10 protein-coding genes and 1 pseudogene are annotated in these 13,955 nt (G+C 61.9%); 7 read left to right on the top strand and 4 right to left on the bottom strand.

Annotated features, from left to right (window positions below; translation table 11 throughout):
• Positions 1-584 (bottom strand): collagen-like domain-containing protein (locus NQZ67_RS19445; protein WP_503636300.1); only part of this gene is annotated, 584 nt, incomplete at its 3' end.
• Positions 585-609: 25 nt separating this feature from the next.
• Here NQZ67_RS19445 and NQZ67_RS30825 point away from each other — a divergent pair.
• Positions 610-903, top strand: a pseudogene (locus NQZ67_RS30825) (hypothetical protein); the annotation flags it as partial.
• 645 nt (positions 904-1,548) lie between these two features.
• Here NQZ67_RS30825 and NQZ67_RS30395 read toward each other — a convergent pair.
• On the bottom strand, positions 1,549-3,039 hold the full coding sequence (locus NQZ67_RS30395; protein ID WP_306812955.1) for an exosporium glycoprotein BclB-related protein: 1,491 nt from the start codon (positions 3,037-3,039) through the stop codon (positions 1,549-1,551).
• 701 nt (positions 3,040-3,740) lie between these two features.
• Between NQZ67_RS30395 and NQZ67_RS19430 the strand changes: the two genes are divergently transcribed.
• From NQZ67_RS19430 to NQZ67_RS19415, 4 genes are all read left to right on the top strand, one after another.
• Positions 3,741-4,541: a hypothetical protein gene (locus NQZ67_RS19430; protein WP_257449151.1), complete on the top strand. Its 801-nt coding sequence runs from the start codon at positions 3,741-3,743 to the stop codon at positions 4,539-4,541.
• A gap of 292 nt (positions 4,542-4,833) precedes the next feature.
• On the top strand, positions 4,834-5,685 hold the full coding sequence (locus NQZ67_RS19425; protein ID WP_257449148.1) for a helix-turn-helix domain-containing protein: 852 nt from the start codon (positions 4,834-4,836) through the stop codon (positions 5,683-5,685).
• Between the two features lie 148 nt (positions 5,686-5,833).
• Entirely contained in the window at positions 5,834-6,508 is a 675-nt protein-coding gene (locus NQZ67_RS19420) for an SOS response-associated peptidase (protein ID WP_257449146.1), read from the top strand.
• A 146-nt stretch (positions 6,509-6,654) separates the two neighbouring features.
• Positions 6,655-7,017, top strand: coding sequence for a hypothetical protein (locus tag NQZ67_RS19415; protein WP_257449143.1), 363 nt, complete (start codon positions 6,655-6,657; stop codon positions 7,015-7,017).
• A gap of 28 nt (positions 7,018-7,045) precedes the next feature.
• On the opposite strand, the gene NQZ67_RS19410 is transcribed toward NQZ67_RS19415, so the two are convergent.
• A complete protein-coding gene (locus tag NQZ67_RS19410) occupies positions 7,046-8,044 on the bottom strand; it encodes an electron transfer flavoprotein subunit alpha/FixB family protein (protein WP_257449141.1) in 999 nt (332 codons plus the stop codon).
• A gap of 112 nt (positions 8,045-8,156) precedes the next feature.
• On the bottom strand, positions 8,157-8,969 hold the full coding sequence (locus NQZ67_RS19405) for an electron transfer flavoprotein subunit beta/FixA family protein (protein WP_257449161.1): 813 nt from the start codon (positions 8,967-8,969) through the stop codon (positions 8,157-8,159).
• Positions 8,970-9,269: 300 nt separating this feature from the next.
• Between NQZ67_RS19405 and NQZ67_RS19400 the strand changes: the two genes are divergently transcribed.
• The gene (locus tag NQZ67_RS19400; protein WP_371825329.1) at positions 9,270-11,504 is read left to right on the top strand and encodes a (Fe-S)-binding protein; all 2,235 of its coding nucleotides are present in this window, start codon (positions 9,270-9,272) and stop codon (positions 11,502-11,504) included.
• A 32-nt stretch (positions 11,505-11,536) separates the two neighbouring features.
• A complete protein-coding gene (locus tag NQZ67_RS19395; protein WP_257449137.1) occupies positions 11,537-13,948 on the top strand; it encodes a 3-hydroxyacyl-CoA dehydrogenase/enoyl-CoA hydratase family protein in 2,412 nt (803 codons plus the stop codon).
• The last annotated feature ends 7 nt before the right edge of the window (positions 13,949-13,955 follow it).

The raw sequence follows: 13,955 nt of genomic DNA, 5'->3' as shown, positions 1-13,955 counted from the left end.
GGTCCGGCAGGTCCAGTAGCGCCGTCGGCACCAGTCGGTCCGGCAGGTCCAGTCGCACCGTCGGCACCAGTCGGTCCAGCAGGTCCGGTCGCGCCGTCGGCACCAGTCGGTCCAGCAGGTCCAGTAGCGCCGTCCGCGCCAGTCGGTCCGGCAGGTCCAGTCGCGCCAGTCGCACCGTCAGCACCAGTCGATCCGGCAGGTCCAGTCGCGCCGTCAGCACCAGTCGGCCCGGCAGGTCCAGTCGGTCCAGCAGGCCCTGTAGGTCCTTCACCGTAAGGCCCAGTTGGTCCCATCGGTCCTTCGGGGCCAGTCGGTCCAGCAGGTCCGGTTGGTCCAGCAGGTCCAGCAGGTCCGGCAGGCCCTGTAGGTCCTTCACCGTAAGGTCCGGTCGGCCCCATCGGCCCTTCGGGACCAGTAGGTCCGGCAGGTCCGGTCGGTCCGGCAGGTCCGGTTATACCAGGAAAGCCGGATGGTCCTTCTATCTGAACGATAGCGGAGCCTTCCGTTACCGTGATCTCCATAGTGTTGGATTGGAATATCAGATTATCGCCAACATCAACGGAAGCTGATCCGTTTGGTCCAATAACTGTAAAGAGGGGACTTACATCAATAGAGCCAGTCGCACCCGTTGCACCGGTTGCGCCAGTAGCACCCGTCGCGCCGGGGAGACCTTGCGGTCCGGCAGGTCCAGTCGGTCCGACGCCATAAGGACCCGTTGGTCCAGTCGGGCCCGTTGCGCCAGGGAGGCCTTGCGGCCCAGTCGGTCCAGTCGGTCCGACGCCATAAGGCCCCGTCGGTCCGGTCGGGCCCGTAGGGCCAGGCAATCCTGGGAGACCCTGCGGTCCAGTTGGTCCGACCCCATACGGTCCAGTCGCGCCGGTTGCGCCTGTTGCGCCTCGCGGTCCGGGCAGGCCAGGGATGCCGGGAATGCCCGGAGGCCCGGGAGGGCCTTGTTCGCCGTCTCTACCGCGTCTGCCTCTTCTTCCTCGTTCGCCGTCCTCGCCTCGAGGTCCGCGAGGGCCTTCAGGTCCTTGAGGACCCTGAGGTCCCTGAGGTCCCTGAGGGCCTTGCTGTGCTTCAAGCCGAACGTTGGCCGAACCCTCGGATACGACGATATCGATCGTTTCGGATTCGAAATTTAATGTTTCGCCTAAATTGACTCTAGCCGATCCAACGGGACCGGTTACGTTAAAGAAACCGCGTCTGCGTCTTTTGCAGCATCTTTTTTTCTTTTTCTTCCTGTGAAGACAGCTGGATATTCTTTTTGCTTTTTTGGAAACAACGGCGATGACTTTTTTCTTCGATGCCAGCTTTTTTGTTATGAGTTTAATCTTCTTCTTTTTCCGAGACAAGGAATCCAGATTCAAGCACCTCCTCTAGGTTTGGATTATAGTACGGTTCCTGGACTAAAAACGTATGTGCGTTTGGTAAGTAACCAATGTATTTCCAGCTTTTGAACGATAAAATGTGCTCTTGCGTAGAGAAGGCCGGCAATAAGAAAAGCCCGACGCGCGGGCGGCGTCAGGCCTTCTGGAAATCACGGTAAGCTTACACGATCGTAACGCCCGCGCTGGCATAACCGGCAACCGCGTTCACGAGGGATACGCCGCTTGCCGTAGCCGAGAATACCATGAGCAGACGGGTACCCGCCGCAACGGGAATGTTCAGACCGGATAGCGCGCCGGTGCTGATCGTACCGAGATCGAGTACGCCGGTAAGACCAGGCGACAGCAGAATCTCAGCCCCTGGAATCGGCTCGAAAATATTGTTCGGTACAGCGGAACGATACAGCTGAGCGCGAATCGTAATCGCCGAGCCGATCAGGTTCAGCGCTACCGTGGTGCTGAAGTAAGCGGCCATCGATTCAATCGTTCCGGCGCGTGGAATGGTGAACGCGAAATTCAGCAGAGTGCCGGCAGCGCCGGTTAAATCGATGTTCGCTCCCAGAACATCGAGAGTAGGACCGCTGAAGCCGAATCCGACAAGCCCGGCCGTGCCGGCAAGGCCGCCAAGAATGGTCGTCAGTTCAACCGGCAAGCCTGATGAGAACGGTAATAGAACAGAGCTTCCCGGAGGACCGGCTTCGCCTGTAGGGCCTGTTGCTCCGGTCGCTCCGACAGGTCCCGTTGCGCCGTCCGCGCCAGCCGGCCCAACAGGTCCGGCAGGTCCAGTTGGTCCAGTCGCGCCGTCCGCGCCGGCAGGCCCTTGCGGACCTATTGGTCCTTGCAGCCCTTGAGGCCCCGCAGGTCCGGCAGGCCCGACAGGTCCGATTGCGCCGTCCGCGCCGGTTGGTCCGGCAGGTCCGGTCGGCCCTGTAGGTCCCATCGCGCCGTCCGCTCCCGTCGCGCCGTCGAGGCCGGCAGGCCCTTGCGGACCTACCGGTCCTTGCAGACCTTGAGGTCCGGCAGGCCCGGCAGGTCCTTGTGCCCCCGCTTCGCCCTGCGGTCCTTGCGGCCCGATAGGACCCGGAGCGCCCGTCGCTCCGGTAGCGCCCGTGGCACCCGTAGCGCCGGCATTACCTTGCGGACCTTGCACGCCGGGGAGGCCTTGCGGTCCGGCGACGCCTGTGGCTCCTGTGGCTCCTGTCGCGCCGGTTGCGCCCGTAGCGCCTGTCGCGCCGATTAGACCTTGTGCGCCTGCCGGCCCTTGAGGACCCGCGACGCCTTGCTCGCCTTGCGGTCCTTGCGGTCCGATCGGCCCTTGCGGCCCTTCCGGTCCTGCCGGACCGGGCAATCCTTGAATCCCTTGCGGCCCTTGCGGTCCCATTACGCCCGGAGCGCCAGGTACGCCCTGAGGACCTATCGGTCCTTGCGGACCGGCAGGGCCTGCGGGTCCCGGGGGACCGCCGGCCGGTCCGGCAGGTCCCTGGGGTCCGGGAGGCCCTTGCGGTCCGGCAGGACCTTCCGGACCGGTCGCTCCGGTATGTCCTCGTTTTCCTCGTTTTCCGTCTTCGCCTCTTTTACCGCGTTCCCCCTGCGGACCCATAGGTCCGGCTTCTCCGGGAGGTCCGTCCGCGCCGGTCGGTCCCGGAGGACCCATTAGCTCCTCTCGGAAGCGTGTAAGATCCAGGTCCAAATCCATTTCGGACGTGACGAGCCGTGGCTCCCTTACTTTAAGTTTCTTTCTTTTGACGCCGGTGGCTGCGAGAGACTTCCTGCGCTTAGAAGAGGGTTTGCCGCCTCTGAATGCTTTGATATGGACGATTTTTGATTTCGATCCGCTTTTGCGGCGTTTACGATTGAGCGAGAAATTCAGTTGGAGCACCTCCTAGGTGATTTCCTTTATCTTACGGGCGGGTACATAGATTTGATTGGGTTCATAGGCGCGGCAGGATGGGCAAACTCCCATTTTTTGAAAATTGGGCTGCTCAAAGCGGCTCATGCACGGGAGGACGCCGAATGGACGGGCAAGGGGCCTTTGTCCCGATTAACGGGCCATTTAGCGATAAGGACTGCAATAGAGGCTTAACAATCGTGGATAAGGGATCGTCATCAGCCCGTTGCCGGGAGGAAGAAGCTCGGAAGAACGGCCCATATGCCGTACAGCCTCAACACAAGCGCGGAGGTGCGCGACATGCCTGCAAAGACGCGCATCGACAAGGCGAGGTTGACATCGTTGTTGAGAATCGTTATCATAACATCGTAAGTGATAATGATTATCAACTAATGGAACGAGCAGCCATGACGATACCCATATCATATAGAGAGCAGACAGCTCTCGCGCGGATAGGAGATAGAACGATGCATACCGAAACCAAACAGCCCTGGAACTGGATGTTGTTCCCGTTCTCGTCCGTCAAAACGAGCCCGTACGGCGTATTCGCCGCAACCGTAGGGCATGGCGTCTACGAGATCGACGGCGCGCAGAACTGGGATAAGCTCGGCACGGGGTTGCCGGACACCGCAAGCATTTACCGGCTTCAGCTGCATCATGATCGGCTTCATGCCTGTACGAGCACCGGCTTGTACGAATGGATGGGCGAGCATTGGGAGAAGGACGGATTGGCGTTGCCATGCCATCAGTACAAGAGAATAGGAGGAGCCTGCTACGCGGCGACGGACGACGGCATTTGGATCCGCACCGGATCGAAGTGGGGGCAGCTTTGCTGCGAAGGCAAGCGGGTATACGATTTTCTCAATTTGCCGCAATACGTTATCGTGGGTCATGACAGCGGCATATCGCTATACGATAGATTCATGGACGAATGGGCGCACTTCGAGCTTCACCGGAGCGTGACGAGTCTTGCCGTATACCGGGGCCATTTGATTGGGGCGACCGATCAGGGAGAGCTGCTAGTCGGCGACAAGAAGGGGCAGTTCGAAAGAATCCAATTCGGGGGTAAATACATTTTCTCCGTCGCTTCCCAAAATGGGGACACTTACGCCTGCACGGACCAAGGCCTCTACAAGCTGGCTTATATCGCCGATAGGCTCATCCTGCTGTCGGTTCAGGTTGGGTTTCCGGTGACCGACGTCGATCACCGCGGCGACAAGCTGTATTTGGCTACTTTGTTCCAGGGTATTCGCACGTTTGACCTATAGCGGATTTACGAAGCTTCGTTTCTGCCCACAGGGCGGGAGACGAAGCTTTTTTTACCACTTCGAAAGCCGAGATTCTATTTGGCGATAAATCCTACCTCGTGCTTACGAAGCGAGTTTGCTTCGCAAACTTTCAGGTCGCTCGTCTCCGAAAGGCCTCGATATAGGATTTTTCATGGAAATTGACGAATAAATTTGGGCAGGGAAAGTATGGACAAAAGCTCGTCTCTTCAAGTAACATGGCAGTATTCAAGAGAGATGTCCGCGGACACCGCGCATCTAAGGAGAGATCAGCTTGTCAGACGAATTATTGCTAACCTTCCGTTCGCCGCCGCTTCCTTTTTTTATCGAATCGAATCGCCTGACCTACCAAGCGGGCGAGGAGCATCCTAACCGCACGAATCTCGGGGTGTTCGACCTGCTGTTCGTGAACGAAGGCACTTTGTATGTGGCGGAGGAGCAAAATAAATGGACGCTGTCGCCGGGGGACGTTCTCATCCTGCGCCCGGATCGCTGGCATTATTCGTTCCGTCCCTGCTCGGAGGAGACGGTGTTCGATTGGGTGCATTTCCAGACGGTGGGCGCATGGGAAGAGACGCGGGACAATCAGCCGGGGAATATTCGCGGCGATTATTATACCTACGCGATCCGTCTGCCTAAGAAGATGAGGCTGTCCTATCCGGATGAAGCGAAGCTCATCTTCTCGCAGCTGCACGAAGCGGCCAAAAGCTCCACGCACGGTGCGTTCTGGGACCGACAGCAGCGCTTCCTCCATTTGCTGCAAATGCTCGACGAGGGCTGGCGTTCCGACGCGGCCAAAGCCGCGGTATCCATTGCGGAGCGCGCCGCCGCCTACTTGAAGCTGAATTATCGGTCGCCGATCAGCAATACGATGCTCAGCGAAGCGATGGAGCTGCATACCAACTACATCACGCGCTGCATGACCGAGGTGTTCGGCTGCACGCCGCAGCAATATTTGCTGTACTACCGCCTCGATCAGGCCAAGCTGCTGCTCATCAAGACGGATTGGAACATCGCGAGAGTGGCGGAGGAAACAGGATTCCGGCAGACGCCGCATTTCTCGAGACTGTTCGCCGCCCATACGGGCATGCCGCCCTTGAAGTTCAGGAAGCGCTTTACGACTTGACGGGGCTGGGTTGGGTTAAGGGCTGAAAACGCCTTCCGGCGTCCTCTAACTGGGGGCGGGAAGGCTTTTTTGCATCATGCATAATTTTCCTCTCTGCTACAAAAACTGGATGAAACAACCCAGTCTAGGGCAGAAGGAGCGATTCGCGATGATAGAACGGTTTTCGTTGACGGCGGAAATAGGCGATTTAATGGACAGATTCGGCATTCAAAAGGTGGTTCACGGTCACTCGAACCGATTCAACGTAGCGCCGACGCAGACGGTGTCCATCATTATGAACGATCGGCATCAGACGCGCGTGCTGCAGGAGTCGCGCTGGGGTTTATTCCCGTTCTGGGCGAAGGACTCGCTTAACACGGATTATGCTACGCTTGGAGAGAAGCCGTTCCTGCAAAGAATGCTCCAGCGTCAGCGCTGCATCATTCCGTGCAGCGGCTTCTACGGCCAGAAGCAGTTCGGCAAGGAGCGCGAGCCGAGAGCGATGCACACGGTCGTGCCTTCCCAGCCGCTGCTTGCCGTGGCGGGCATCTATGATTGCTGGCGCCATGTGAACGGCAAGGAAGTGCGGGCCGTTACGATGCTGACCGCCGCTTCTTCGGGCACGATGTCGGTCTGGCAGCCGCGCGTTCCCGTGGTGCTCGACGAAGAGGGCGTGGAGGATTGGCTCAACCCGCAGCTGTCGGATTTCGGCAAGCTGCGCAAGCATCTGGAGGCGCCGGAGGGCTATCTGATGCGCTCCTATCCCGTTACGAACGCCGTCCACGACGACTGGTACGAAGCCCCGGACTGCATCCGGGAAATCGCGATTCCTGATTTTGCTTAAAATATAGCAGCGAGTAGAAACCCCCTTGGTAGCCGTCCACGGCATTCGAGGGGGTTGTTTGCGTTTGGGCGGAACTTTTAAGGGCAGCAGCGCCTTCTTATGCTTGAGAGCGTCCATGACTCGCGGTGTAAGGCGTTCTCAGCGCCTTGCAGGATCGAAATCGAATGGGACAGGCGCCGCAAGGCGCCCTCAGCGCCTTGCAGGATCGAATTCGAATGTTACAGGCGCCGCAAGGCGCCCTCAGCGCCTTGCAGGATCGAATTCGAATGGGACTCGCGCTGCAAGTCGCTCTCAGCGCCTTGCAGGATCGAATTCGAATGGGACATGCGCTGCAAGGCGCTCTCAGCGCCTTGCAGGATCGAATCCGAATGGGACAGGCGCTGCAAGTCGCTCTCAGCGCCTTGCAGGATCGAATTCGAAGGGGACAGGCGCTGCAAGGCGCTCTCGGCGCCTTGCATGCTCGCATTCGAATGCGATATGTGGCGATTGTAGCAAAAAGCCCCGAGTAACCGGGGCTTTGTTTGTTCCAATATTCGTTTAGTTGTCTCGTGATCGCAAAATCTCGTCGGTGAGCAGTGGAACGACCTCGAATAGGTCGCCGACGATGCCGTAGTCGGCGATGCCGAAGATGGGGGCATCGGGGTCCTTGTTGATGGCAACGATCGTGCGCGACTGGCTCATGCCGGCGAGATGCTGGATGGCGCCGCTGATGCCGCAGGCGATGTAGAGCTGCGGCGTTACGACCTTGCCGGTCTGCCCGATCTGCAGGGCGTAGTCGCAGTAGCCGGCGTCGCAAGCGGCGCGCGAAGCGCCCACCGCGCCGCCGAGCGCCGCGGCCAGCGCCTGCAGCGGCTCGAAGCCCGCCGCGCTGCGCACGCCTCTGCCGCCGGACACGACGACGTCGGCCTCGGCGAGATCAAGCTGCCCGCCGGCGCGGCGCAGCACCCCGCGCACCGCGGTCAAGAGCGGCGGCGGCGCGTAAACCAGCGCCTGCACGCTGCCGCTGCCGCTCCGCCCGCCGGCGTCCCCCGGCTCCGCCGGCGGCAAATTGTTCGGGCGCACCGTGATGACCCACGGGTGCCCCGCAGCGAGGCTGCGCCGCTCGAACGCCTTGCCGGCGTAGAGCGGGCGGACGAACAAGGCGCCATCGCCGCCGTCCGGCTCGATGGCGATCACGTCCGCGACGTGGCCGGCGCCATAGGCCGCGGCCACGCGGGGCGCGAGCTCGCGCCCCGCCGCGGTATGGCCGAGCAGCAGCGCGTCCGGCCTTACCGCATCCATGGCCGCCCGCAGCGCGGCGAAGTACGCCTCGGGCGCGTAGCTCCCGAGTGACGGGTCGTCGGCGATATGCACGACGTCCGCCCCTCGGGCTTGCAAGGCGGCGGCGTCATCCGCCACGATGCCGGAGCCGGCGAGGACGGCATGCACGGCGCCGTCCTCCCCCGCGAGGCGCCTGGCCGCGCCCAGCGCCTCGAAGGCGACGCGCCGCAGCTGGCCGTCGCGGCGCTCGGCGTATACAAGTATCGTTCTTGGCATGCTTTTGCAGCTCCTTTCGTTAGTCGGGGGCGCCGGGGAATCGGCGCATCAGATTAGCGTCTTCTTTGAAACACAGCGGTGCCAAGCTCATCGCCGGCTTACGCCCTTCCGATTACGGCAGCACCTTCGCCTCGGAGCGGAGGAGCTTCACGAGCTCGGCCGCCTGCTCGCCCGGCGTGCCGGCAATCCGCTTGCCCGCGGCGCGGGGAGGGGGAGGGTAGAGGCCGGCTTGGCTGGTACGAGCTTCTCCCGCGACGCCGGCGCCGAGGCTGAGCTCGCCCAGCATAATCGTCCGCAGCGGTTTCTTCTTCGCTTTCATGATGCCGGGCAAGGACGGATAGCGGGGCTCGTTCAAGCCTTGCTGGGCGGTAATGAGCGCGGGCAGCGGAATCGCGACCGTCTCCGTGTCGCCCTCCGCGTCCCGCTCGACGAGCGCGTAGCGCTGGGCCGCGGCCGGATGCTCGATGCCGAGCTCCGAAGCGGAGCCGACGCCAAGCTTCACTGCCGCGGAAGCATGGGGCAGTCCGAGCCGCTCCGCAACTTGCAGCGCGACGCTGCCGGCGCCGGTATCGACGGCGAACAGACCGGCGAGCAGCAAGTCCGGCGCCAGCGGCCGGATCACCTCGGTGAGAGCGAGGGCGATCACGTAGCTGTCGTCCGGAAGCTCGCCGGCGTCCAGACGAACCGCTTCGTCCGCGCCTACCGCAAGCGCGGTGCGGAGCGCCTCCTGCGCGCGTTCCGAGCCGCAGGTGACGGCAATGACCTCGCCGCCGGACTTCTCCTTGAGGCGGATCGCTTCCTCGAGCGCGTATTCGTCATAAGGATTGATGACAAATTTGGCTTCCCGTTCGTCGACGCCTTCGGGCGTGACGATTATTTTCTCCTCGGTGTCGAAGGTTTGCTTGAGCAGCACGACGATTTTCATCATTGGAGCCTCCCTGGAAGCTCTGTCCCGGCGCTAGCCGAGCAGAAGGATTTGACTGTCCATCAGTGCTACCTTATGCCCCGGGCGAAGCGATTAGACCGCTTTCAGAAGCCTTGCGCGAAGCATGTTCACCGTCCATGGGTCATATACATGGAGCACCGCGGATATTTTTGAAAGCGCTTCAAAAGCTTGTCCTATCCCATCGGGCAGAAGCCCCCGGCCGCCTAGGCGGGGCAAAACGGAGGAGGAAGGAGGGCTGTTCGGATGGCAGGAATATGGCAGGTTCTGCAGGCGAACGCCATGCTGGCGGACTATCCCCGCAGCGTGGAATGGATCAGGTGGGGGCTGTTCGCGGCTGCGGCGGTCGGCGCCGTCTGGTTGTTCGCTTTGGTCGTGTTGAGGCGGATCGGTTATATGAAGCTTGGAGTCCCCGTTCGATTCGAGAGGCATAAGCCCAAGCGGGGGCGGGGGTTCTCCGGGGAGGTGTTCGGCCATCGCAGGCTGCTCGCCGACGCGCGCAGCGGTTTTATGCATCTGGTTTATTTTTACGGCTTCATTATGCTGCAGTTCGGCGCGATCGACCTGATCTGGAAAGGCTTGAACGGCGGCGAGGCGCTTCCGATCCCGTTCTACCCGGCCTTCTCCTTGTCGCAGGAAGTAACGGTTACGCTCGTGCTGGCGGCGGTGCTGTACGGGACGTACCGGCGTTATGTCGAGCGGCTGTCGAGACTGAAGCGGGGATGGAAGCCGTCGCTTGTCATGTGGTTCATCGGCTCCCTGATGCTGACGGTCCTTCTAGCGCTGGCGTTCGAGCGGCTTGCCGTCGGGGAATCGGAGGCGGTCTCCGCGGCTTACGCGCCAATCAGCGAGCCGTTGTCCCGATTGCTGCTCCTAGCGGGCGTCCGGGAGGGAGGCTGGCTGGCCTATGCCGGATTCGAGCTGTTCTGGTGGCTGCATCTGCTTGTGCTGCTGGGCTTCTTGGTGTACGTGCCGCAATCCAAGCACTTTCATCTCCTCACGGCGCCGGTCAACCTATGGTTCCGCCGCAATGAGCCGACCGGGCGCCTGACGCCGCTTGATCTGGAGAACGAGGAGGCGGAATCGTTCGGAGCGGGCAAGATTGAGCATTTCAGCCAAAAACAGCTCCTCGACCTGTACGCCTGCGTGGAATGCGGAAGGTGCACGAACGTCTGTCCGGCAGCCAGCACCGGCAAGCTGCTGTCGCCCATGCACATGATCGTGAAGCTCCGGGACCACTTGACGGAGAAGGGCGCCGCTCTTACTTCCCGGTCCCCTTGGCTCCCGGCCAGCTTGTGGGCGGGCAAGGATTACGGCGTCAAAGACGCCCATGTCATGGGCGCGGTAATTCCCGCATGGGACGCTGAGCAGGAAGGCGAGGAGCCGTCGTACCGGACGAATATTTCGCCGACGATGGCCGTTCAGGGAGCGGCTTGGAGCAAGCGCGAAGGCGCGAAAGCGGTGGAGCTCGAGCTTGTAGGAGACGTCATGACGGAGGATGAGCTGTGGGCGTGCACGACCTGCCGCAACTGCGAAGAGCAGTGCCCTGTCGGCAACGAGCACGTGGACAAAATTATCGACATGCGCCGGCATCTGGTGCTTATGGAAGGCAAACTGCCTGCCGACGGTCAGCGCGCTCTCCAGAACATCGAACGGCAAAGCAACCCGTGGGGGCTTCCGCGAGGCGAGCGGGTTGCCTGGATCGACGCCTGCGAGCAGAAGACCGGCATTCGGGTTCAGACCATGGAGGAGCGGCGCAGGGCCCGGGGCCAAATGCCCGAGATTCTGCTGTGGGCCGGCTCCATGGGGGCTTACGATTCCCGCAGCCGGCGCGTTCTGTTCGATCTGGTAAGGCTGCTGACCAAGGCAGGCGTGGACTTCGCGACGCTGGGCAACGAAGAGCGGAGCTCGGGCGATACGGCCCGCCGGATCGGCAACGAGCTGCTGTTCCAAGAGCTGTGCCGCGAGAATATCGCAACGCTGGAGAAGTACGGCGTTCGGCAAATCGTCACCGCCTGCCCGCATACCTTCCATACGTTCAAGAACGAATACCCCGACTTCGGGCTCGATCCGCATGTGCGCGTGGAGCATCACAGCGAGCTGCTCGCCCGGCTTCTGCAGGACGGCCGGCTTACGCCGAGATTCGCGCTCGAGGAGCGCGTCACGGTGCATGATTCTTGTTACCTCGGCCGCTACAACGATACATACGAGGCGCCCCGGTCTTTGCTCCGCGCCATACCGGGCGTCCAGGTCGAGGAGATGGAGCGTTCCGGCCGGAACGGCATGTGCTGCGGCGCGGGCGGCGGGATGATGTGGATGGAGGAGCATGCCGGAACGAGGGTCAATTACGCCCGGACGGCGCAGGCGCTTGAAGTAAAGCCTTCGATTATAAGCTCCGCCTGCCCTTATTGTCTGACGATGATGGAAGACGGGCTCAAAGCGCTGCAGGATGACGATGGGCGCGTTACGGCCCGCGACGTCGCGGAGCTGCTGGCGGAGAGCGTGTTCGGCGAATAAGCGACAATTAATGAAGCGAGGTGACCTATACGATGAAATCCAGTTCAATTCGCAGCGCAGCGGTTATAGGCTCGGGCGTGATGGGCGCCGGCATCGCCGCCCACTTGGCCAATGCGGGCATGAGGGTCGTGCTGCTTGACGTGGCGCCGACGCAGCTGACCGCGGAGGAAGAGAAGAAGGGGCTGACGCTCGCCGACGCCGCCGTGCGCAATCGGTTGGCCGCCGCGGCCGTGGCGAAGATGCCGAAGGCCCAGCCCGCGCAGCTGTACGATCCGGCGTGGGTGAAGCGGATTACGCCGGGCAATCTGAGCGATCATCTTTCATTAATAGGCGACGCGGATTGGATCGTGGAGGCGGTCGTCGAGCGCCTCGACGTGAAGCGCGAGGTGCTCGCGGCGATCGAATCGGCGAGACGGCCGGGCACGCTGATCAGCACGAATACGTCCGGCCTCTCCGTCTCGGCTATGGCGGAGGGCAGAAGCTTGGAGTTCCGCCGGCATTTTGCCGCGACGCACTTCTTCAATCCGCCCAGATACATGAAGCTGGTGGAGGTCGTGCCGACGGAGGAGACGGATCCGGAGACGGTGGCTCTGCTGACGGAGCTGTGCGAGAAGCGTCTCGGCAAAGGCGTCGTGGTGGCGAAGGATACGCCGAACTTCATCGCCAACCGGATCGGCACGTACGGGATGCTGGTCACCTTGTCCGATACCCTCGAGCACGGGCTTACCGTCGAGGAAGCCGACGCGCTGACGGGACCCGCGATGGGACGGCCGAAGACGGCGACGTTCCGCATGCTCGACCTGGTCGGCCTGGATACGCTGATCCATGTGGTTGACAACGTTCGCGAACGAAGCGCGGACGATGAAGAGAAAGCCATTTTCGCAAGGCCCGAAATTCTTTCCGCTTTGGTATCGCAAGGCAGGCTCGGCGAGAAGTCCGGCGCGGGCTTCTACCGCAAGCAGCGAGGCGCGGGCGGCCGCAGCCGGATCGAGTCGCTGAACCTCCGCACGATGGAATACGGCGACCAGAGCCGCGTAAGCTCGTCGGTCATCGACGCGGCCAAAGCGGCCAAAGGCGCGGCCGCCAAAGCCAAGGCTTTGCTGACGGCCGATCCCTCGCACAAGCATGCCCAGTTCGCTTGGTCGACGATAAAGAAGACGCTGCTCTACTCGGCCGCCCAAATGGGTATTATCGCCGATTCGATTACGGACATCGACCGCGCGATGCGCTGGGGCTTCAACTGGGAGCTGGGGCCGTTCGAGCTGTGGGACGCCATCGGGCTCGAGAAGTCGGTCGCCCGGATGAAGAAGGAAGGCGAGCGTATACCGGAGTGGGTCGAGGCTTGGCTGGCCGACGGCCATGGCAGCTTCTACAAGGAGGCCGATCAGAAGCGCTTCTACGCCACGAAGGGCGGGTATGCAGCGGAGACGGCCGAATCGGACGTCATTTCGTTATCCGCGCTCAAGTCTTCGGGCAAAACCGTGCTCTCCACCTCGGGCGCCAGCCTTATCGATATCGGGGACGACGTGGTCTGCTTGGAGTTCCATTCCCAGAACAACGCGATCGGCGGGGAGATTCTGACGGCGATCCGCCAATCGGTGCAAGAGGTGTCCCGCAACTGGAGAGGGCTCGTGCTCGCCAACGAGGGGCGCAACTTCTGCGTGGGCGCCAATCTCATGCTGCTGCTCATGGAAGCGCAGAACGGGGAGTGGGAGGAAGTCGAGGAGATTATTCGTTTCTTCCAGGACAGCATGCTTCGGCTCAAAAGATTGGATCGTCCCGTCGTGGCCGCGCCGCATCGGATGACGCTCGGCGGGGGCGTGGAGGCCTGCTTGCCGGCCGATCAGATCATCCTGTCGCCCGAGACGTATTTCGGCCTCGTCGAGACGGGAGTCGGTCTTATTCCCGCAGGGGGCGGCTGCAAGGAAGCGGCGGCGCTTGCCGCAAGCCGGGCGAAAGCGGCGGGGGGCTCGGATCTGCAGTCGCCGCTGAACGCGCTGTTCGAGACGATCGCCATGGCCAAAGCGTCGACAAGCGGCCACGAAGCGGCGAAGCTGGGGCTGCTGCGTCCGCAGGATCGCGTCGTGACGCGGCAGGACGCTCGCATTGCGGAGGCGAAGCGGGCCGTGCTCGAGCTGGACCGGGCGGGCTATGCGCCGCCGGCGGAGGAGCGGATTGCCGTCGCAGGCAGAGAAGGGAAGGCCGTGCTTAAGCTGGCGGTTCAGTCGATGCGGTTCTCGGGCCTAATCAGCGAGCACGACGCCTTGATCGGCTCGAAGCTCGCGCACGTGCTGGCCGGCGGCGACGTGAAGCCGGGAGCCGAGGTGAGCGAGCAATACCTGCTCGACCTGGAATGCGAAGCGTTCCTCAGCCTGTGCGGCGAGCGCAAGACGCAGGAGCGGATGAGCCACATGCTGTCTACGGGCAAGCCGCTGCGCAACTAATCGAAGG

This window comes from Paenibacillus soyae, assembly GCF_024623455.1.
Classification (GTDB): domain Bacteria; phylum Bacillota; class Bacilli; order Paenibacillales; family Paenibacillaceae; genus Pristimantibacillus; species Pristimantibacillus soyae.
Note: the sequence above shows the minus strand (reverse complement) of the source record. Positions and strands in the feature narration are given on the sequence as shown.

Excerpts from the sequence above, each read along its gene's own strand:
- NQZ67_RS19410 (WP_257449141.1), bottom strand. The coding sequence starts at position 8,044 with ATGCCAAGAACGATACTTGTATACGCCGAGCGCCGCGACGGCCAGCTG.
- NQZ67_RS19430 (WP_257449151.1), top strand. The coding sequence starts at position 3,741 with ATGCATACCGAAACCAAACAGCCCTGGAACTGGATGTTGTTCCCGTTC.
- NQZ67_RS19400 (WP_371825329.1), top strand. The coding sequence starts at position 9,270 with ATGCTGGCGGACTATCCCCGCAGCGTGGAATGGATCAGGTGGGGGCTG.
- NQZ67_RS30395 (WP_306812955.1), bottom strand. The coding sequence starts at position 3,039 with ATGGGTCCTCCGGGACCGACCGGCGCGGACGGACCTCCCGGAGAAGCC.
- NQZ67_RS19405 (WP_257449161.1), bottom strand. The coding sequence starts at position 8,969 with ATGAAAATCGTCGTGCTGCTCAAGCAAACCTTCGACACCGAGGAGAAA.
- NQZ67_RS19420 (WP_257449146.1), top strand. The coding sequence starts at position 5,834 with ATGATAGAACGGTTTTCGTTGACGGCGGAAATAGGCGATTTAATGGAC.
- NQZ67_RS19395 (WP_257449137.1), top strand. The coding sequence starts at position 11,537 with ATGAAATCCAGTTCAATTCGCAGCGCAGCGGTTATAGGCTCGGGCGTG.